We start from the raw sequence: 18899 nt of genomic DNA, 5'->3' as shown, positions 1-18899 counted from the left end.
CGGCCCCGCGAGCCGCGTCAGGCGGTTTCCTCCTGCGGGCGCGCGTGCTTCGGCAGCAGGAACGTCACCAGGAAGGTCAGGCCGAGGAGCCCGACCTCGACCCAAAGCGTGAACTTCATGGCGTCGCCGAACCCGACCTTGGCGGCGTGCTCGCCGGCCCCGGCGACCGCCTTCTGGACGGCGGGCGCCGACCGCGGCGCGGCGGCGACGGCGGCCTCGACGTCGTCCTGGAGGCGGCGGCACGAGGCGGGCACGGCGGCGGCGTCCTTGGCGGTGGCGCGGTCGCGGCCGCAGTCGCGCATGCCGTCAACGACGCGGTCCCGCTGCGCGGCCGGGACGGACGCGGCGGCGAGGTCGCGGCGCAGGGCGGCGGCCCCGTCGTCGGCGGCGGACGCGACGTACCCGCCGAGCAGGCCGAAGAAGACGGTGCCGAGGACGGCCGCGCCGAGCGCGCTGCCGAGCTGCTGGACGGCGGTGAGCGTGCCGCCCGCCGAGCCGGTCTCCTCGGGTTCGACGCCCGCCAGCACGGTGTCGAAGAAGGGCCCCATCAGCAGGCCCATGCCGATCCCGGTGACGGTCAGGGCGGGGATGAGCTGCCAGGGGGTGACGTCGATCCCGGCGTACCGGAGCGTGAAGTACAGCCCGGCGATCCCGGCGGCCATGATGACGGCGCCCGCGTGGATCACCTTGCGGCCGAGGCCCTGGACGGCCTGCATGAGGCCGAACCCGAGGACGATGCCGACGGACCAGGGGATCTGCGCGAGACCCGCCTTGAGCGGGGAGTAGCCCAGCCCGAGCTGGAAGAACAGCGCGAGCACCAGGCCGAGGCCGGCGACGCCGGAGAAGAACACGAGGCCGACGACGAGGCCGCCGGTGAAGCCGCGCTTGCGGAACAGGCTCGGCACGATCAGCGGGTCGCCGCCGAGACGCTGCTTGCGGGTCTCGTACCAGGCGAACACGCCCCACACGGCGAGCGAGGCGGCGATCATGGCGAACGTCCAGGCGGGCCAGTCGTGCTCGCGGCCCTGGACGAGGGGGTAGACCAGCAGCCCGGCGCCGAGGGAGGCCAGGGCCGCGCCGGTGAGGTCGAGCCGGGAGGCGTGCTCGGCGCGGCCCTCGGGAAGGAACCTCAGCCCCGCCAGGACGGCGGCGGCGCCCAGCGGCAGGTTGATCAGGAAGATCATCCGCCAGCCGGTGCCGAACAGGTCGGCGTCGATCAGCCAGCCGGCCAGCACCGGGCCGCCGACCGACGACAGCCCCATGACGGGACCGAACATGGCGAACGCCGCGCCCATCTCCTTCTCCGAGAACATCTGCTTGATCATCCCGATGCCCTGCGGCAGCATCAGCGCGCCGAACAGGCCCTGCACGCCGCGGGCGCCGACCAGCATCCCGGGGGAGCCGGCGATGCCGCACAGCAGCGAGCCGACCGTGAAGCCGGCCGCGCCGACGAGGAACATCCGCTTGCGTCCGTAGAGGTCGCCGAGGCGCCCGCCGGTGATGAGCCCGACGGCCATGGCGAGGGTGTAGGAGGCGGCGAGCCACTGGATGGTGGCGGCCGACCCGCCGAGCTCGGCGCGGATCGTGGGGGCCGCGATGGCGGTGATCAGGGCGTCCAGCATGTCCATGACCTCGCCGGCGAGGATCACGAACAGGGCGACCCAGCGCCAGCGGTAGCCGCCGTCCGCGGCGCCCCGGGCGGGAGAGGTCAGTGTGTCGGTCATGGTCACTCCGGGGGGAACAGTGTTCGTTACTTGCGAACAATGTTCTATGGGCGAACGATGTTCGTGTCAAGTACGATGTTCGTAGACGAGGAATCCTCTCTCTAGTAGAGAAGATATATCGCGATTCGCGTCAGTCAAGATGCATCGCGAGATTGGGGAGGTCCTGAGGTGGCCACCGAAGGCCCGCAGATGCCGACGCCGCCCGGCCGCAGGCCGCGCAGGGCGGTGCCCGCCCGGCAGCCGCTCACGCAGGAGCTCGTCGTCGAGACGGCGATCCGCGTCCTGGACGCCGAGGGGCTGGAGGCCGTGACCATGCGCCGCGTCGCGCAGGAGCTCGGCACGGGTGCGGCGTCCCTGTACGCCCACGTCTCCGGCAAGGAGGAGCTGCGCGAGCTGATGCTCGACCGGGTGGCCGCCGAGATCCGGCTCCCCGTCCCCGACCCGGCGCGCTGGCAGGAGCAGCTGAAGGACCTGGCGCGCGAGATCCGCCGCGTCTACACCTCGCACCGCGACATCGCGGTGGTGTCGATGTCGCTCATCCCCACCGGGCCCCACCTGCTGGACGTCGCCGAGGCGCAGCTCGCGCTCATGGAGGCCGGCGGCGTTCCGAAGCGGATCGCCGGGCTCGCCGTCAGCACCCTCGGCATGTTCCTCGACGCCGACGCCATCGAGGACACGATGCACCACGCCAAGACGCCCCCGGGGGCGGGCGACCCGTGGACGTACTTCCAGACGTACCTCGATCAGATCCGCGAGTACTTCGCCGCCCTGCCCAAGGACCGCTACCCGACGATCTCCGGCATGGTGGACGAGCTCACGGGGGAGGACGGCGACGGGCGCTTCGAGTTCGGCCTCGACATGCTCGTCCGGGGGATCGCCTCGTACGTCGAGGAGCCGTCCCGTCCCGAGAAGGACGGTTAGGCGAAGACGCGCTCGAAGGCCGCGTGCCTGGGAGCGCCGTCGGCGGTGTCCCAGACGGCGAAGACCACGTGCTCGAACCGGTCGGCGAACTCTCCGCCCGGACGCAGCGCCTCGGCGAACACCTCGGCGACCTCGGCCGGGTCGTTGCGGAACACTCCGCAGCCCCAGGCGCCGAGGACGAGCCGGGTGTGCCCGTTGGCCAGCGCCACGGCGAGGACCTTGCGGGCGCGCAGCCGCAGCGCCGCGGGAACCCGCTCGGCCTTGGCGGCGTCCCTGATCGCGCCGCGGTTCGGGGCCGGCGACGTCAGGAACGTGACGCCGTAGGGCTCCTCCAGAAGCCGCCCGGAGTCGTCCCGGAACACCGGCACGTCCGGCGAGTAGATCATGTGGTCGCTGTAGAGGAGGTCTCCCTGGGCGCGGTGGAAGTCGTAGTACTCCCTGGCCGACAGCAGCGACTCGTACAGGCCCGACGAGCGCGCCAGCCCCTCCTCCTGGGCGTGCGCCCCGTTCAGGAAGCCGCCGCCCGGGTTCTTCGCGGAGGCGAAGTTGAGCGCGAGCGGCGTCGTCCCGGGGGCGCGCAGCCGCCGCGCGGCGGCGAGCGTGGTCTCGCCGGTCACCTCGATCCGCGTCCGCGTGCCGGGGTCGGCCGATGGAAGCCGCTTCAGCAGGGTGTCCAGCTCGCCCGGCCGGTAGAGGACGGTGCGCCGGACGGCCTCGGCCAGGTCGTCCGCGATCGAGACGGCGCGGCCGGACGGCGCGGCGTAGTCGCCGCGTTCGAGGATGGCCACGGTCTCCTGGGCGGTCATGCGGCGGGGGTGTCTGCTCATGTCGCTCCGGATTCTGCTGGTCGGGCGAACCCGGGTGCAAACCCATTAAGTCCGGAGTTCCGGAAAATGGATGGGGGTGTTCGGCGGGTTCGGCCACACTTGGGGCGTGCTTCTGACGATCACCACGACGATGAGCCAGGCGACCGACCTGGGGTTCCTCCTGCACAAGCATCCGGGCCGGGTGCAGCGCTTCGAGCAGGCCTACGGCACGGCGCACGTCTTCTACCCGGACGCGGAGGAGCAGCGCTGCACGGCGGCGCTGCTGCTGGACGTCGACCCGGTGCAACTCGTGCGCACGCGCGGCAGAGGCACGCCCGACTTCTCCCTCGGCCAGTACGTCAACGACCGCCCGTACGCGGCGTCGTCGCTGCTGGCGTCGGCCATGGCGAACGTGTTCCGCACCGCCATGCGGGGACGCTGCGACCTGCGCCCCGAACTGGTGGACACGCCCATCCCGCTGGAGGTCGTGCTTCCCGCCCTCCCGTGCCGGGGCGGGCCCGGCCAGGCCGAACGGTTCTTCGCTCCGCTCGGCTGGGACGTGTCGGCCGTGCCGGTGCCGCTCGACCCGGACTTCCCCGAGTGGGGCGACTCCCGGTACGTGACCCTCACCCTGACCGGGACGCTGCGGCTCGCCGACGCCCTCAACCAGCTTTACGTCCTGCTGCCGGTCCTCGACGACGCCAAGCACTACTGGATGGCGCCCGACGAGGTCGACAAGCTCATCCGGGCGGGGGAGGGCTGGCTGGCGGCGCACCCCGATCGCGGCGCCATCACGCGCCGGTACCTGGCCAACCGGCGCAGCCTCGTGCAGTCCGCGCTGGGCCGCCTCGCCGACGCCGAGGACGCCTCCGACGAGGAACTCGACCCGGTGGAGGTCGAGGAGGAGGCGCCCGCCGCCGAGGACGGCCAGGCGGAGGCGGCGCCGGAGGAGGCGTCCGTCTCGCTCGCGGAGCTGCGCCTGCGGTCGGTGGTGCAGGCGCTGCACGACGAAAACGCCCGCCGGGTCATCGACCTCGGCTGCGGTTCCGGGAAGCTGCTGGCGCGGCTGGCCAAGGACGAGTTCTTCAGCGAGATCTCCGGATCGGACGTCTCGCACCGCGCGCTCGGCCACGCCTCGCGCCGCCTGCGCCTGGACAAGCAGCCGCGCCGCGAGAGCGACCGCGTCCAGGACGTCTTCCAGGGCGCGCTCACCTACGCCGACGAACGCTTCCGCGGGTACGAGGCGGCCGTGCTGATGGAGGTCATCGAGCACGTCGACCCGCCGCGCCTCGGCGCCGTCGAGCGGGTCGTGTTCGGCCACGCCTCGCCCCGCGTCGTGGTCGTCACGACGCCGAACGCCGAGCACAACGTCCGCTACGAGGGGATGGCCCCCGGCGCGATGCGCCACCCCGACCACCGTTTCGAATGGACGCGCCCCGAGTTCCGCGCATGGGCGGACCGGGTCGCCGCCGAGCACGGCTACCGCGTCCGCCACGTGCCCGTCGGCGACGACGACCCCGAGGTCGGCGCCCCGACGCAGATGGGAGTGTTCACGCGATGACCGAGATCAAGATCCCGGAGATGGGGCTCGTCGTGCTCGTCGGCGTGTCCGGGTCGGGCAAGTCGTACTTCGCGCGCAAGCACTTCAAGCCGACCCAGGTGGTGTCGTCGGACTTCTGCCGCGGGGTCGTGTCGGACGACGAGAACGACCAGTCGGCTACCGGCGACGCGTTCGACCTGCTGCACTACATCGTGGGCAAGCGCCTGCGGCGCGGCCTGCTGACCGTGGTGGACGCGACCAACGTGCAGAGCAAGGCGCGGGAGTCGCTGCTCAAACTGGCCAAGGAGCACGACGTCCTGTCGGCGGCGATCGTGCTGGACGTACCGGAGAGCCTCGCCGCCGAGCGCAACGCGGGGCGCCCGGACCGGGACCTGCCCGCGCACGTCATCCCGCGCCAGCGCCGCGAGCTGCGGCGCGGCCTGCGGTCGCTGGGCCGCGAGTTCCGCCGCGTCCACGTCCTGACCGGTGCCGACGAGATCGACGCCGCGACGATCCGGTACGAGAAGGCCTGGAACGACAGGCGCGACCTGACCGGCCCGTTCGACGTCGTCGGCGACGTGCACGGCTGCCGCGCGGAGCTGGAGGACCTCCTCGCCGGCCTCGGCTACGAGATCCTCCGGGACGCGGGGGGACGCGCGGTCGGCGCGAGCCATCCCGGTGGGCGGACCGCCGTCTTCGTCGGCGACCTGGTCGACCGCGGGCCCGACTCCCCGGGCGTGCTGCGCCTGGCGATGGGCATGGTGGCCGCCGGCGACGCGCTGTGCGTCTCGGGCAACCACGAGGCCAAGCTCGTCCGGGCCCTGCGCGGGCGCAAGGTGCGGCTCGCGCACGGGCTCGCCGAGTCGCTGGAGCAGCTCGCCGCCGAGGACGAGGACTTCCGCGACGGCGCGCTGCGGTTCATGGACGGCCTCATCAGCCACTACGTCCTGGACGGCGGACGCCTCGTCGTGGCGCACGCCGGGCTCAAGGAGGACTACCACGGCCGCGCGTCCGGACGGGTCCGCTCGTTCGCGCTCTACGGCGACACCACCGGGGAGACCGACGAGTACGGCCTGCCGGTGCGCTACCCGTGGGCGCGCGACTACCGGGGCAAGGCGATGGTCGTGTACGGCCACACGCCCGTCCCGGAGGCGGAGTGGGTGAACAACACCATCTGCCTGGACACCGGTGCGGTGTTCGGCGGGAAGCTGACGGCGCTGCGGTATCCGGAGCGCGAGCTGGTGTCGGTTCCGGCGCGGCAGGTCTGGTACGAGCCGACGCGCCCGCTGGAGGCGCCGGCCAAGGCGAGCGCGGGCGGCCACCGGGAGAACGACGTCCTCAACATCGGGGACGTCCTGGGGAACCAGGGTGTCGAGACCCGGCTGATGGGACGCGTCTCGGTCCGGGAGGAGAACGCGCTGGCCGCCCTGGAGGTGATGAGCCGGTTCGCGGTGGACCCGCGCTGGCTCGTCTACCTCCCGCCCACCATGGCCCCCGCGGAGACGTCGCCCCTGCCGGGATACCTGGAGCATCCGGCCGAGGCCCTCGCCGCGTACCGGGACAAGGGCGTGCTGCGCGCGGTGTGCGAGGAGAAGCACATGGGCTCGCGCGCCGTGGCGGTCGTGTGCCGCGACGCCTCGGTGGCCGCCGAGCGCTTCGGCGTGGACGACGGGACGACCGGCGCCGTCTACACCCGCACCGGGCGCTCCTTCTTCCGCGACCCGTCCCGCACGGCCGAGGTCCTGGACCGGCTCCGCGCCGCCGTCGGCGCGGCCGGGCTCTGGGACGAACTGGACACCGGATGGCTCGTCCTCGACGGCGAGCTGATGCCGTGGTCGGCGAAGGCGATGGACCTCATCCGCACCCAGTACGCGGCGACCGGCGCGGCGGCGCGCGCCGCCCTGCCCGTGGCGGCCGGCGTGCTGGCGCGGGCGGAGGGGCGAGGGCTCGACGTCGGCGGCCTGCGCGAGCGCATCGACCGGCGGACCGCGAACGCGTTCCGGTTCCGCGACGCGTACGCGCGCTACTGCTGGACGGTGGACGGGCTGAGCGGCGTGCGCTTCGCGCCGTTCCAGGTCCTCGCCGGGGAGGGCCGGTCCTGGGCGGTCCTGCGCGACCACGAGTGGCACATGTCCGTGGCGGGACGGCTCGCGGAGTGCGACGCGAGCGGGCTCGTCCAGCGGACGGGGTCGATGACCGTCGACCTGGGGTCGCCGCGGTCGGAGGCAGAGGCCGCCGAGTGGTGGGAGAAGCTCACCGCGGCGGGCGGTGAAGGCATGGTCGTCAAGCCGCTGGGGCCGCTCCCGGAGGACGCGAAGGTGCAGCCCGGGATCAAGTGCCGGGGGCCGGAGTACCTGCGCATCATCTACGGGCCCGACTACCGCGAGCCCGAGCACCTCGAACGGCTGCGCCGCCGGTCGCTCGGGCGCAAGCGGTCCCTGGCGATGCGGGAGCACGCGCTCGGCGTCGAGGCCCTCGACCGGCTCGCGGGCGGGGAGCCGCTGTGGCGCGTCCACCAGGCGGTCTTCGCCGTCCTGGCGCTGGAGTCCGAACCGGTGGACCCGCGTCTGTGACCGTTCGCGCGCCACGGCCCGCCCTCGGGCGGGCCGTGGCCGTCGGTCAGGTCGAGAAGAGCATGTGGAACACGCCGCCGTGGTGCGGGCGGTGGTGCCCTCCGTGGTGATGGTGGTGGACCGCCGGAGCGGGGGTCCCCCAGCCGGGCGCCGCGGCGGGCGGAGGCGCCGCCCGGTACTGCGACTCCATCTGCGCCAGGGCCTCGAGCTCGCCGTAGTCGAGGAAGATGCCCCGGCAGCTGTCACATTGCTCGATGTGGACGCCGCTGCGGGTGTAGGTCCGCATCACGCCACGACATTTAGGGCAGTGCATCGCCTTGTCGTCCTTCCGGTATGGATCCCCAGGTAGAGGCTAAATGTAGGACAGGTTGGGCGCCACGTCATGCCGCGTCCCCCGCCGCGGATATTCTCACGCAGGCGTCGACCATCGCCTGCTCCGCACCGTCGAGTGGCCGATCTTCCCTTCCCGCGGATATGACGCACGTGGCCGCGATCTGGATCGCAAGACTTCGGGCGGGAACGTCCAGGGCCGTCCAGGGGTCTCCCTGCGCGGGGACGGCGGGGCCGCCCGCCTCCCTGTACGCGTCCAGGAAGCGCTCCCAGTCCCGCGGGGGGAGGACGCCGCCGGAGTAGAGCGCCGCCGGCCGCGCGAGGTCCCATGCGGGGTCGCCCCTGCCGAGGTCCTCGATGTCGATGAGCCGCCACCGTCCATCCGGTGCGCGGACCATCTGGCCAAGGTGCCAGTCGCCGTGAATGAGGCAACGGGTGCGCCCCTCGGGTTCCGTCTCCTCGCCGCGTATCCAGGCGGGGAGAGTGGCGAACGCGCGTCGCACCGCGTTCGCGGCGGGGCCGTCCTCCAGCCGGGAGACCAGGCGCGCCACGCGTGCCGGACGTCCCCACGTTGGCGCGTCGGCCGGGACGGGCGCCGCGTGCAGGGCCGCCAAGAGCCGGGCGCCTTCCTCCCAGGGGAGTTCCTTGGACGGGTCCACGGGCTCACCGAACGTCGCGAGCGTGACCGTGCGGCCGTCCACGGTGAGCGGCGGGCCCAGGGCGCCGATGAGCAGATCGGGCATCGTCCCCGCCAGCCATATCCGGTCGAGGAAGGGGGCTCCGTGTTCCCGGTCGGCCTGGTGCGCCTTCACGACCACGTCGCCGACGCGGACGACGAGCACACCGTGCCGGTCGTACAGGGTCTCCGGCCGCCCGTCCTCTGTGGTCCTCTGACGCCCGATCTGGGCGAGCCGTGTGAAGAGCCCTGACTGGACGGTCTCGGTTTGCACGCGACCAGTCAACCACTCCGCGCGGGGCCCATCCGCTGCGCCGACGAGGCGGCGAACTCGTCCCGCAGCCGCTGCCGGACGACTTTGCCCAGCATGTTCCGGGGCAGCTCCGTCCGGGGCAGGAACTCGGACGGCACCTTGTAGTGCGACAGGTAGCGTTCGCAGTGCCGGCGCAGTTCGTCCGCCGAGAACGGGTAGGCGGGATGTTCGACCACGTGGGCGATGATGCGCTCGCCGCGCCGGGCGTCCGGGACGCCGACCACGGCGCACTCGTGCACGGCGGAGTGGCGGTGCAGGACCTTCTCCACCTCGGACGGGGACACGGTGAAGCCGCTCACCTTGATCATGTCTCGCTGGCGGTCCACGATGGTGATGAAACCCTTATCGTCCATCACCCCGATGTCACCCGTGCGGAGCCAGCCCTTCGACAGGGTCTGCGCGGTGGCGAGCGGCGCGTTCCAGTAGCCCGCGAACACCTGCGGCCCGCGCACGACGACCTCTCCCGTCCCGCCCGGCGGCAGGACCTTCGTCGGCTCGTCCTGGTCGACGATGACGGCGTCGGTCATGGGCAGCGGCAGCCCGACGGTCAGGTTCCGCGCCCCGCCTCCGAGAGGGTTCGCGGTGACGGCCGGGGACGCCTCGGTCAGCCCGTAGCAGTTGATCAGGCCCCTGGCCCCGACCTCGGTGAGCCGGTCGATCGTGCTCTGCGACAGTCCCATCGCCCCGCAGATGAAGATGCGCGGGGAGCGCAGGTCGTCCGGCCGCAGCCGCGGGCTGTCGAGCACCTGCTCGTACAGCGTCGGCACCCCGGGGAAGATGGTCGGCCGGTACCGGCGGATCGCCCGGACCACGCGGTCGCCGTCGTAGCGGGGGAGCAGCACCACCGCCCCGGCCGTCATCACGGGCGCGACGAGGCAGCTCATCAGCCCGAACGAGTGGAACAGCGGAAGCACCGCCAGCGTCACGTCCTCGCCGGGGCGCCCGTCGAGGTCCCACGCGTGCTGCTGGCAGGCGTTCGCGACGAGGTTGCGGTGGGTCAGCATCGCGCCCTTGGGGCGCCCCTCCGTCCCGCCGGTGTACTGGATGGCGGCCAGATGCCGTGACGGGTCCAAGGGCAGTTGCCGTACGCGGCGCGTGGGCGCCCTCTGCAACTCCTTGAAGGGGACGACGCCGGGGTCGTGCGGCACGTCCGCGGTGATCGCGGCGCGCCGCCGCTGCATCTGCACGAGCGGGAGCCGCAGGGCGAGCCGCCTGGTGGCCGGGAGGAAGTCGGCCAGGGACGTCACGATGACGTGTTCCAGACCCGCCCGGGCCCGCACGGCCTCCACCGTCGTGTAGGAACGATCCAGCACGACAGCGACGCGCGCGCCGCAGTCGGCGAGCTGCCGGAGCATCTCCTCCTCGGTGTAGAGGGGGTTGTGCTGGACCGCGATCGCGCCCCTGCGCAGCACGCCGAAGAAGGCGATGACCTGCTGCGGGCAGTTCGGGAGGATCAGCGCCACCCGGTCGCCGGGCTGCACCCCGAGGCGGTGCAGGCCGTCGGCGAACCGGTCCGCTGCCTCGCGCAGGTCGCGGTAGCAGATCCGCCGCCCGAAGAAGATCAGCGCGGGGTTGCGCGGGTACCGGTCCGCGGCGTCGTCGAGCAGGCGCGTGACGGGGACGTCCGGGATGTCGACCTCCCGGGGGACCCCCGGCTGATACCACTGCCGCCAGGGCGAGGAGCGCAGTGACGAGTGCCACATAACGCTTGATTGAACCATCTCCGGCACCTTCGCGCCGTGCGAGGAAACACGGACCCGCGGGTCGCCGGGACGCCGGTTCAGCGCGTCCAGCCCTCCGAGCGGGTGACCGTGCGGGCCCCGGGGGCGGGCGGCTCCACCGCGCGGCCCTCGTAGGCGGTCGACAGGACGATGTGCGAGTTCATCTCGCCGTGCTCCCCGAGGCGTTCCAGGAGCCCCTCCAGGTGCTGCATCGAGGCCACCCGCACCTTCAGCATCGAGCACCGGCTGCCGCTCAGCTTGTGGACCTCGGTGACCTCCGGCAGGTCCTCGGCGGCGGACGTCTTCAGCAGGCAGCGGCCGGGGGCGCACCGCATCTGCACGAAGGCCGTCAGCGGCTGGCCGACCCTGGCCGGATCGACGCGGGCCTGGTAGCCGGTGATCACACCGGACTCCTCCAGGCGCCGCACCCGCTCGGCGACCGCCGGGGGCGACAGGTTCACCAGGGCCGCGAGCCGGTTGAACGACAGGCGGCCGTCCCGCTGCAGCTCGGCGAGGATCCGCCAGTCCGTCTGATCCATGTGGAAGGTCCCTTCGGGGAATCGCTTTGCAACCTATAAGCCGAAAGAGCTGTACGCCATAGATCAGCCATTCCGTTCGGGAGTTGGCGTTTCTAGCGTTAAGGCATGGAGAGACGATCCCGCCCGATGGCGGCCCTCTGCTCGGGTGTGGCCCTGATGAACGCGTCCATGGCGGTGGCGAGCGCGACCGCGACGCTGGTCGCGGCGGACCGGCTCGGCGCCGCGTGGGGAGGCGTGCCGAGCGCGGCCGGCGTCGTCGGGACGGGCGCCGGCGCCCTGGCGCTGACCCGGCTCGTGCGGACCAGCCGGCGCCGCGCCTTCGTCCTCGGCTACGCCGCCGCTGCGGCGGGCGCCTGCCTGGCGGCCCTGGCGGTCGCGAACGGCGACGTCGCGGGGCTGTGCCTCGGGATGCTGCTGCTCGGCCTCGGCAACGCGGCGGCCCAGCTCTCGCGGTACGCGGCGGCGGACCTGCACCCGGCGGGACGGCGCGGCTTCGCGATCGGGCTCGTGGTGTGGTGCGCGGCCGCCGGGGCGGTCGGCGGGCCGCTGCTGCTCGACCCGTCCGGCGCGGCCGCCGCGGCCGCCGGCCTGCCCGCGTTCACCGGCCCGTTCCTGCTGGCCGTCCTGACCTGCGCGGTCGCCGCCGGCGCCGCGACCGGCGGGCCGGGCGGCAGGGCGGGGGCGCAGGGCTCGCCGCCGCCGCTGCGCCGGCTGGCCCGCACGCCGGCCGCCCGCTCCGCGCTGACGGCGATGGTCACCGCCCAGGTCGTGATGGTCGCCGTCATGACGGCCGCGCCGCTGGACATGCACATGCACGGCCACGGCCTCGGGGCGGTCGGCGCGACGCTGTCCGCGCACACGCTCGGGATGTTCGCCCTGTCCCCGCTGACGGGGCGGATGACCGACCGGTACGGCGCGCACCCGGTGATCCTCGCGGGCCTCGCCGTGCTCGCCCTGTCCACGGCGGTCGCGGCGGTCGCGACCGCGTCGCCGGGGCGCGCCGCGGCGCTGTTCCTGCTCGGCTACGGCTGGAACCTGTGCTTCGTCGGCGGCAGCGCGCGCCTCGCCCGCGACCTGCCGGAGGCGGAGCGCCCGCACGTCGAGGGAGCCGTCGACGCGGCCGTCTGGACGGTCGCCGCGGCCGCGAGCCTGCTGTCCACGGCCGTGCTGTCGGCGGGCGGGTACGCCGTCCTGGCGTGGGCGTCGTGCGCCGGGGCCCTCGCCGTCACGGCCGGGCAGGCCAGGCGCCGCGCGCCCGGGACGCGCCCGGAGCAGGCCGGGCAGGAGACCGGACGGCGGTGAACGGGGTCAGATGCGGCCGGTGCCGCGGCAGACGTTGCACCGCTCGTGGGTGGCGGTGCTGGTGCCGGTGCCGTTGCAACCGGGGCACGACCGCGTCGCCGGTTTGTTGTGCTTGCCCAAGTTCACCACCCCCTGGGGGTTCATCCTAAGGGCTCGGCGGGTCGCGTGCCGTGCCCGCATATCAGTTCGCCGGCGGAGCCCTCCGGGTTCACCGGCGCCCCGGCGAACCCGCGACCGGGGGCCGGACGACGTCTCGGCGCGGTCGGCCCGAGTCGCGTTCGCCTTCCCCGCCGACGCTTGTACGCTGTCCCTCACGCGCGCCGTCGTCCGGTCACGGTGCCCCGAGCAAGGAGATCGCGCAGGTTGGTGCCATTGCCGCTGACCACCGCGATCCGTCCCTACGACTGGGGATCGCGGACCGCCCTGGCCGAGCTGCTCGGCGTCGAGCCGACGGGGCGCCCGCAGGCCGAGCTGTGGGCGGGCGCGCACCCCGCCGCGCCCTCCCGCGTGGACGGGACGCCCCTCGACGTCCTCATCGACCGCGACCCGGTCGGCATGCTCGGCGCCCCGAGCGTGGAGCGGTTCGGCCCGACGCTGCCGTACCTGCTCAAGGTGCTGGCCGTCGAGAAGCCGCTGTCGCTGCAGGTGCACCCGAGCAGGGCCCAGGCCGAGGCCGGGTTCGCCCGCGAAGAGGCGCAGGGCATCCCCGTCGACGACCCCGCCCGCACGTACAAGGACCCCTTCCACAAGCCCGAGATGGTCTGCGCCCTCACCGAGTTCCACGGCCTGTGCGGCTTCCGCGACCCCGCCGAGACCGCCGGCCTGCTCGAAGACCTGAAGGTCCCCGAGCTGGACCCGTGGATCGCCGCGCTCCGCACCGAGCCGCCGGCCGAGGCGCTCCGGACCGTCCTCACCCAGATGCTCGACGAGCGCTCCCGGCCCCTCCAGGCCGCGGTCGAACCGGCCCTGACCGGCGTCTACGCCGACATCGCCCGCGCCCACCCCGGCGACCCCGGGGTCCTCGCCGCGCTCCTGCTCGACCACGTCGAGCTCAAGCCCGGCCAGGCCCTCTTCCTGGGCGCCGGTGTGCCCCACTCCTACCTGGGCGGCCTCGCGATCGAGGTGATGGCGAACTCCGACAACGTCGTGCGCTGCGGGCTCACCGCCAAGCACATCGACGTTCCCGAGCTGATGCGCGTCGTCGAGTTCGTCCCGTCCCGGCCCCACCGCGTCGAGCCCACGGCGGACCACCGGTACCGCACCGCCGCCGAGGAGTTCACCCTCGTCCGCCACGACCTCGCGGAGGCCTCGGAGAACCTGCCCGCCGGCCTGCCGCAGACGCTCCTCTGCCTGGAGGGCGAGGCCCGCCTCACCGCGGAGCCGGACCTGACCCTCGCCCGGGGCGAGGCCGCCTTCGTCCCCGCCGGCGCCCCCGCCACCCGCCTCACCGGACACGGCACGCTCTACCGCGTGCTTCCGGGGATCGGGTCATGACCGTCCTCGCCCTCGACATCGGCGGCACCAAGTTCGCCGTCGCGCGCGTCGACGCCGACGGCACGCTCCTCGACCGCGCCGAGCACCCCGTCGGCCAGGCGCCCACCGCCACCCTGCGCGGCCTCGTCGCCGACTTCGCCGGGGACGGCCGGACGCGCCGCTCCCTGACCGGCGTCGGCATCGGCTCGGCCGGCCCGATCGACGCGGCCGCCGGCACCGTCAGCCCGATCAACATCCCCCGCTGGCGCGGCTACCGGCTCGTCGCGGCCGTCCAGCGCCTCGTCCCCGGCGTCCCCGTCACCCTCGCGGGCGACGCCCAGTGCATGGCGCTCGGCGAATGGTGGCGCGGCGGCCACGACTGCGGGTCGCTGCTCGCCATCGCGGTGTCGACCGGAGTCGGCGGCGGCCTCGTCATCGACGGCCGCCCCTGGACCGGGCGCACCGGCAACGCGGGCCACATCGGCCACGTCATCGTCGACCTCGACGGCGAGGCCTGCGTCTGCGGCGCCCGCGGCTGCCTGGAGACGATCGCCGCGGGTCCCGGCATGGTCCGCTGGGCGCTCGCCCAGGGCTGGACGCTCGCCCCCGCGACGGGCCGCCCCGACGCCCGCGCCCTGGCCGCCGCGGCCCGCTCCGGGGCCCCGGTCCCGCTGGCGGCCTTCCAGCGCGCCGCCGGCGCCCTCGCCACCGCGATCCTCAACACCGCGTCCGTCCTCGACGTCCGCGACGTCGTCATCGGCGGCGGCGTGGCGGCCGCGGGCGACCTGCTCCTCGACCCGCTGCGCGCCGCGATCACCGCCCGCGCCGGCATGCCGCACCTGCGCGACCTGCGCGTGTCCTCCACGACCTTGGAGCGCGACGCCGGCCTCTACGGCGCCGCCGCCCTCGCCCTCCTCGCCTCCGGCGAGCCCCTGCGCCCCACCCCCTGAACCCGACCCTCAACGCTTCCTTAAAGACGCCATAAGGGGGGCGGCGGGGCGGGGGAAGGGTGCGAGGTTCGTGGTGTGGCACTGCGAATGGGCAAGGACATCGGTTCGCTCGCCCCCGGTTCGCCGGGGGAGCGGATGCGCCCCGCGGTGGTCGCCCGGGCCTTCCAGGGGCTGCCGCCCGCGCACCGCGAGATCCTCACCGAGACGGTCTTCCGGGACCGGTCGGTCAACGAGGCCGCCGCCTCGCTGGGGGTGCCGGTCGACGTGGTGAAGGTCCGCGTCTACCAGGCGCTCCGGGCGCTCAGCGCGGCCGTGGAGACGCCGCGGACGTTCGCCTGACGCCCGCGAGGGCGCGGACGATCGCGGCGAACGCCTCGACGAGCGGGCCTCCGTCCGCCCAGGCGAGCGCGACGCGCAGCGGCTCCACGTCCGTGAGCGGCACCCAGGAGAGGCCGGGGCGGAGGTCGCGCCGTTCGGGATCAAGGTCCTGGTGGTCGAGCCGGGCGCGTTCCGGACGTCGTCGTTCGCCGGCGGCGGCAACGACGCCGCGGACGCGGTGGACGCCGCCCTCGCCGGGGCGCGGAAGGAGTTCGCGGCCGGGGAGCCGACCTCCCGTGGCGCCGATTTCGCATAATGAGGCGATAAATAGGTTGCCGGGACGGATCCGCCCCGGCACCATGGACGTCGAAGGTGAGAACGCCGGAAAGACGGGATCGGAAAGGAGAGCCGTGATGCGACGTCGTCGAATGCGCAGCAGCCATTCCGGTCTCGGGAGCCGCCGTCGGACGTGACCCGCACGTTCCGACGCCGACCGCCCGAAGACCACGGGCGGTCTTTTTCGTTTCCGGAGGGTTGGCCGAGCGGGAAGGCAGCGGCTTGCTAAGCCGTCGTCAGGGTCACCCCTGCGCGAGTTCGAATCTCGCACCCTCCGCGCTGAGCAGGGACGCTGGTGCGTCCGGCGGTCTCATAAACCGCAGCAGGCAGGTTCGATTCCTGCGCTCAGCACGCAAGAACACGTCTCCGTGGCGCAGTGGAGAGCGCGCCGGGTTGCGGACCCGGAGGCCGCAGGTTCGATTCCTGCCGGAGATACGGCTTTCGTGGTGTAGTGGTCTGCACGCCAGGTTGTGGTCCTGGAAGTGTCGGTTCGATCCCGACCGAGAGCCCTATGTGCTTTGTTCGACCGTGACCGGCAGATATTGCTCAGGTGCTGGTATCCGGTTGCGTTGTGTTTGATCGAACCTGGAAAAACCTTCCGCATGTACTGTTCCTCCCCGCGGGCGTTGCGGTCCCGCGTCGTCGGCCTGAGCGTGCTCGCCGTGCTGGCGCTGACCGTCCACGGCGGTCCCGCCCGGGCGGCCCGGGGCCCCGCGCCCTACCTCGACCCGCAGCTGTCGGTGGAGGACCGCGTCGACGACCTGCTCGACCGGATGACCCTGGCCGACAAGCTCGGCCAGATGACCCAGCCGGAGCGGCGCTACGTGGCGCCCGAGGAGGTCACCCGGTACCGGATCGGGTCGGTGCTGTCCAGCGGAGGGTCGGCGCCCAGCCCGAACACGCCGCGGAGCTGGGCGGACATGTACGACGGTCTCCAGCGGGCCGCGCTCGCCGCGCCGCTGCGCGTCCCCATGATGTACGGGGTCGACGCGGTGCACGGCCACAACAACGTGGCCGGTGCGACGATCTTCCCGCACGACATCGGGCTCGGCGCGGCCCGCGACCCGGCCCTCGTCCGCCGGATCGGCGCGGCGACCGCCGCGGAGATGACGGGGACGGGCGTGGACTGGGACTTCGCGCCCTGCCTGTGCGTGGTCCGCGACGACCGCTGGGGGCGGACGTACGAGTCGTTCGGCGAGGTGCCGGAGCTGCCCGCGATGATGACGACGCTCATCGAGGGGCTGCAGGGCAGGGAACTGGGCGGCCCCGCGTCCGTGCTGGCCACGGCGAAGCACTATCTCGGGGACGGTGGCACCGAGGGCGGCGACGACCGCGGCGACACCAGGATCGCGGAGCGGGAGCTGCGCGCGGTCCACCTGCCGCCGTTCCGCGAGGCCGTGAAGCGCGGCGTCGGCTCGGTGATGGTCTCCTACAGCTCGTGGAACGGGCTGAAGATGCACCGGAACAAGTACCTGATCAGCGATGTCCTCAAGCGCGAGCTGGGCTTCACCGGCTTCGTCGTGTCGGACTACAACGGCATCGACGAGATCGACGGGAAGCGGGGGTTCACCAAGGAGGAGGTCGCCGCCGCGGTCAACGCCGGGATCGACATGGTCATGGTGCCGACCGAGTGGCGCCGGTTCATCGACTACCTGCGGGACGCGGTGAGGGACGGGTCCGTCCCGATGTCCCGCGTCGACGACGCCAACCGCCGCATCCTGACCAGGAAGTTCGAGCTCGGCCTGTTCGAGCGGCCGCTGGCCGACCGCTCCTACCTGGGGACGGTGGGGGGCGCCGGGCACCGCGCGCTCGCCCGGCGCGCGGTCGCCGAGTCGCAGGTGCTGCTGAAGAACGCCGGCGGCGTCCTGCCCCTGGACGACGACGACAAGGTCTTCGTCGCGGGCCGCAGCGCCGACGACATCGGCATGCAGTCGGGCGGCTGGACGATCACCTGGCAGGGCGCGCCGGGCCCCACCACGAAGGGCACGACGATCCTGCGGGGCATCCGCGGGGCGGCGGACCCGTCCGCGACCGTCACCTACAGCCGGGACGGGACGGGCATCGACAGGTCCTACGACGCGGCGATCGCGGTCGTCGGGGAGAAGCCGTACGCCGAGTACCACGGCGACCTGACCGGTGACATGGGCCTCGACGACGCCGACCTGAGGACGATCGACCGGCTGCGGGCGTCCGGCGTCCCGGTGGTCGTGGTGCTGGTGTCGGGGCGTCCGCTGGACATCGCCTCCGAGTTGCCCAAGTGGAGTGCGCTCGTCGAGGCCTGGCTGCCGGGAAGCGAGGGGGCGGGCGTCGCCGACGTCCTGTACGGGTCGGCCGCGCCCACCGGAAGGCTCCCGGTGACGTGGATGCGCGCGGCCTCCCAGCAGCCGGTCAACAAGGGCGACGGCAAGAAGCCCCTGTTCCCCTTCGGCTACGGCCTCACATACGACTGAGCGCCTCCTTGAGGACGTCGTCCAGCGGGGACGCGGCGACCCCGAACGTCTCCTCGATCGCCGAGGAGTCGGCGGTGAACGGCCGGTGCGACATGTGCTCCGTCTCCCACATCTCCTCCCAGAACGGATCCGTGAGGCTCAGCAGCGTCAGTTCGCGGTCCGTCATGGTGTCCAGGCGGGGTCCGGGGACGCCGGCGAGCGCGGCGAGGCGGTCGGCGACCCCGCGCACCGAGGCGGTGATCGTCGGGGCGTGCCACGGCCGGCCCCATCCGCGCTCGTCGCCGTCGCGGGCGACGGCGACGAGCGCGCGGGCGGTGTCGCCGATCGCCGAGAAGGCGTGCGGGACGTCGACCGCCGCCGGGACGAGCGCCGGGCGTCCGGCGAGCACCTTCGGCTGCACCATGAGCGTGAAGACGGAGTAGGCCCCGGCGCCGAGGAACTGGCCGGCGCGCACCTCCGCGGCCCGCACCCTTCCGGCGTCGTGCGCCTCCTTGGCCCGGAGCCACATCTCGGCGCGCACCCGCCCCTTGGACCCGGTCGCCTCCAGCGGGTGCTCCTCGGTGACCGGGCCGTCCACCGGCCCGTATCCGTAGAGGTTGCCCAGCATGACGTACCCCGCGCCGGACCGTTCGGCGGCGGTCAGGACCGAGCCGAACAGCGCGGGCAGCAGGTCAGGCCACGTGTGGTAGGCGGGCGCCGCCGCGTTGAACACGGTCGCGGCGCCCTCGGCGAGCCGGCTGAGCTCGGCGGTGTCGGTGGCGTCCAGCGCGACCCGCTCGACGAGCGGGTGCTCCGGACCCGCTCCGCTGCGGGACACCATCCGGACGCGGTCGCCCGCGCCCGCGAGGAGGAGCGCGGTGGCGGTGGCGGTGGCGCCCCGGCCGACGACGACATGGAACGGCATAATTCACTCCAGTGAGGTAGTGG

General features: G+C 73.4%; 16 protein-coding genes and 4 tRNA genes. 13 read left to right on the top strand and 7 right to left on the bottom strand.

The window, feature by feature from the left end; genetic code table 11:
* Positions 1-17 precede the first annotated feature (17 nt).
* The gene (locus BKA00_RS16580) at positions 18-1724 is read right to left on the bottom strand and encodes an MFS transporter (RefSeq protein WP_185026040.1); all 1707 of its coding nucleotides are present in this window, start codon (positions 1722-1724) and stop codon (positions 18-20) included.
* A 168-nt stretch (positions 1725-1892) separates the two neighbouring features.
* On the opposite strand from BKA00_RS16580, the gene BKA00_RS16575 reads away from it, so the two are divergent.
* Positions 1893-2645 carry a TetR/AcrR family transcriptional regulator C-terminal domain-containing protein gene (locus BKA00_RS16575; RefSeq protein ID WP_230298724.1) on the top strand — a complete coding sequence of 251 codons (753 nt, stop codon included), beginning with the start codon at positions 1893-1895 and terminating at the stop codon, positions 2643-2645.
* Here BKA00_RS16575 and BKA00_RS16570 read toward each other — a convergent pair.
* The gene (locus BKA00_RS16570; RefSeq protein WP_185026038.1) at positions 2642-3472 is read right to left on the bottom strand and encodes a TIGR02452 family protein; all 831 of its coding nucleotides are present in this window, start codon (positions 3470-3472) and stop codon (positions 2642-2644) included. The two genes, BKA00_RS16575 and BKA00_RS16570, sit on opposite strands and share 4 nt — an antisense overlap.
* Before the next feature lie 106 nt (positions 3473-3578).
* Here BKA00_RS16570 and BKA00_RS16565 point away from each other — a divergent pair, with 106 nt between their 5' ends.
* Positions 3579-5012, top strand: coding sequence for a 3' terminal RNA ribose 2'-O-methyltransferase Hen1 (locus tag BKA00_RS16565; RefSeq protein ID WP_185026037.1), 1434 nt, complete (start codon positions 3579-3581; stop codon positions 5010-5012).
* The gene (locus tag BKA00_RS16560) at positions 5009-7564 is read left to right on the top strand and encodes a polynucleotide kinase-phosphatase (RefSeq protein WP_185026035.1); all 2556 of its coding nucleotides are present in this window, start codon (positions 5009-5011) and stop codon (positions 7562-7564) included. The genes BKA00_RS16565 and BKA00_RS16560 overlap by 4 nt, the downstream gene beginning before the upstream one ends.
* Positions 7565-7610: 46 nt before the next feature.
* Here BKA00_RS16560 and BKA00_RS16555 read toward each other — a convergent pair whose 3' ends face one another.
* The 4 genes from BKA00_RS16555 to BKA00_RS16540 form a co-directional block, all read right to left on the bottom strand.
* Positions 7611-7877 (bottom strand): TFIIB-type zinc ribbon-containing protein, encoded by a 267-nt coding sequence (locus BKA00_RS16555; protein ID WP_185026033.1) that lies wholly within the window; start codon positions 7875-7877, stop codon positions 7611-7613.
* Between the two features lie 67 nt (positions 7878-7944).
* Positions 7945-8844 (bottom strand): phosphotransferase, encoded by a 900-nt coding sequence (locus BKA00_RS16550; RefSeq protein WP_230298726.1) that lies wholly within the window; start codon positions 8842-8844, stop codon positions 7945-7947.
* Positions 8845-8852: 8 nt separating this feature from the next.
* Entirely contained in the window at positions 8853-10586 is a 1734-nt protein-coding gene (locus BKA00_RS16545) for an AMP-binding protein (protein WP_185026031.1), read from the bottom strand.
* A gap of 77 nt (positions 10587-10663) precedes the next feature.
* Positions 10664-11143, bottom strand: coding sequence for an Lrp/AsnC family transcriptional regulator (locus tag BKA00_RS16540; RefSeq protein ID WP_185026029.1), 480 nt, complete (start codon positions 11141-11143; stop codon positions 10664-10666).
* Between the two features lie 105 nt (positions 11144-11248).
* Here BKA00_RS16540 and BKA00_RS16535 point away from each other — a divergent pair, with 105 nt between their 5' ends.
* From BKA00_RS16535 to BKA00_RS16490, 10 genes are all read left to right on the top strand, one after another.
* The gene (locus tag BKA00_RS16535) at positions 11249-12445 is read left to right on the top strand and encodes an MFS transporter (RefSeq protein WP_185026027.1); all 1197 of its coding nucleotides are present in this window, start codon (positions 11249-11251) and stop codon (positions 12443-12445) included.
* A gap of 366 nt (positions 12446-12811) precedes the next feature.
* The gene (manA, locus tag BKA00_RS16530) at positions 12812-13939 is read left to right on the top strand and encodes a mannose-6-phosphate isomerase, class I (protein WP_338072142.1); all 1128 of its coding nucleotides are present in this window, start codon (positions 12812-12814) and stop codon (positions 13937-13939) included.
* On the top strand, positions 13936-14868 hold the full coding sequence (locus BKA00_RS16525) for an ROK family protein (RefSeq protein WP_185026025.1): 933 nt from the start codon (positions 13936-13938) through the stop codon (positions 14866-14868). The genes manA and BKA00_RS16525 overlap by 4 nt, the downstream gene beginning before the upstream one ends.
* Before the next feature lie 75 nt (positions 14869-14943).
* Entirely contained in the window at positions 14944-15207 is a 264-nt protein-coding gene (locus tag BKA00_RS16520; RefSeq protein ID WP_230298727.1) for a sigma factor-like helix-turn-helix DNA-binding protein, read from the top strand.
* Positions 15208-15358: 151 nt separating this feature from the next.
* Positions 15359-15502 (top strand): hypothetical protein, encoded by a 144-nt coding sequence (locus BKA00_RS16515; RefSeq protein ID WP_221493179.1) that lies wholly within the window; start codon positions 15359-15361, stop codon positions 15500-15502.
* Between the two features lie 212 nt (positions 15503-15714).
* Positions 15715-15799: transfer RNA gene (locus tag BKA00_RS16510), tRNA-Ser, on the top strand.
* 1 nt (position 15800) lies between these two features.
* Positions 15801-15873, top strand: a tRNA-Met gene (locus tag BKA00_RS16505).
* A gap of 11 nt (positions 15874-15884) precedes the next feature.
* Positions 15885-15957 (top strand) — tRNA-Arg (locus tag BKA00_RS16500).
* Between the two features lie 2 nt (positions 15958-15959).
* Positions 15960-16031, top strand: a tRNA-His gene (locus BKA00_RS16495).
* A 93-nt stretch (positions 16032-16124) separates the two neighbouring features.
* Positions 16125-17972: a glycoside hydrolase family 3 protein gene (locus BKA00_RS16490; RefSeq protein ID WP_185026023.1), complete on the top strand. Its 1848-nt coding sequence runs from the start codon at positions 16125-16127 to the stop codon at positions 17970-17972.
* Here BKA00_RS16490 and BKA00_RS16485 read toward each other — a convergent pair.
* Complete coding sequence (locus tag BKA00_RS16485; RefSeq protein WP_185026021.1) at positions 17959-18876, bottom strand: Rossmann-fold NAD(P)-binding domain-containing protein; 918 nt, start codon at positions 18874-18876, stop codon at positions 17959-17961. The two genes, BKA00_RS16490 and BKA00_RS16485, sit on opposite strands and share 14 nt — an antisense overlap.
* Positions 18877-18899: the final 23 nt, after the last annotated feature.

Source organism: Actinomadura coerulea, from assembly GCF_014208105.1.
In the GTDB taxonomy this organism is placed as follows: Bacteria; Actinomycetota; Actinomycetes; order Streptosporangiales; family Streptosporangiaceae; genus Spirillospora; species Spirillospora coerulea.
This window is presented reverse-complemented; position numbering and strand designations above follow the sequence as displayed.

Coding starts and splice junctions, on each gene's coding strand:
- BKA00_RS16540 (WP_185026029.1), bottom strand. CDS start 11,143: ATGGATCAGACGGACTGGCGGATCCTCGCCGAGCTGCAGCGGGACGGC.
- BKA00_RS16555 (WP_185026033.1), bottom strand. CDS start 7,877: ATGCACTGCCCTAAATGTCGTGGCGTGATGCGGACCTACACCCGCAGC.
- BKA00_RS16580 (WP_185026040.1), bottom strand. CDS start 1,724: ATGACCGACACACTGACCTCTCCCGCCCGGGGCGCCGCGGACGGCGGC.
- BKA00_RS16560 (WP_185026035.1), top strand. CDS start 5,009: ATGACCGAGATCAAGATCCCGGAGATGGGGCTCGTCGTGCTCGTCGGC.
- BKA00_RS16525 (WP_185026025.1), top strand. CDS start 13,936: ATGACCGTCCTCGCCCTCGACATCGGCGGCACCAAGTTCGCCGTCGCG.
- BKA00_RS16490 (WP_185026023.1), top strand. CDS start 16,125: ATGTACTGTTCCTCCCCGCGGGCGTTGCGGTCCCGCGTCGTCGGCCTG.
- BKA00_RS16570 (WP_185026038.1), bottom strand. CDS start 3,472: ATGAGCAGACACCCCCGCCGCATGACCGCCCAGGAGACCGTGGCCATC.
- BKA00_RS16485 (WP_185026021.1), bottom strand. CDS start 18,876: ATGCCGTTCCATGTCGTCGTCGGCCGGGGCGCCACCGCCACCGCCACC.
- BKA00_RS16545 (WP_185026031.1), bottom strand. CDS start 10,586: ATGTGGCACTCGTCACTGCGCTCCTCGCCCTGGCGGCAGTGGTATCAG.
- BKA00_RS16535 (WP_185026027.1), top strand. CDS start 11,249: ATGGAGAGACGATCCCGCCCGATGGCGGCCCTCTGCTCGGGTGTGGCC.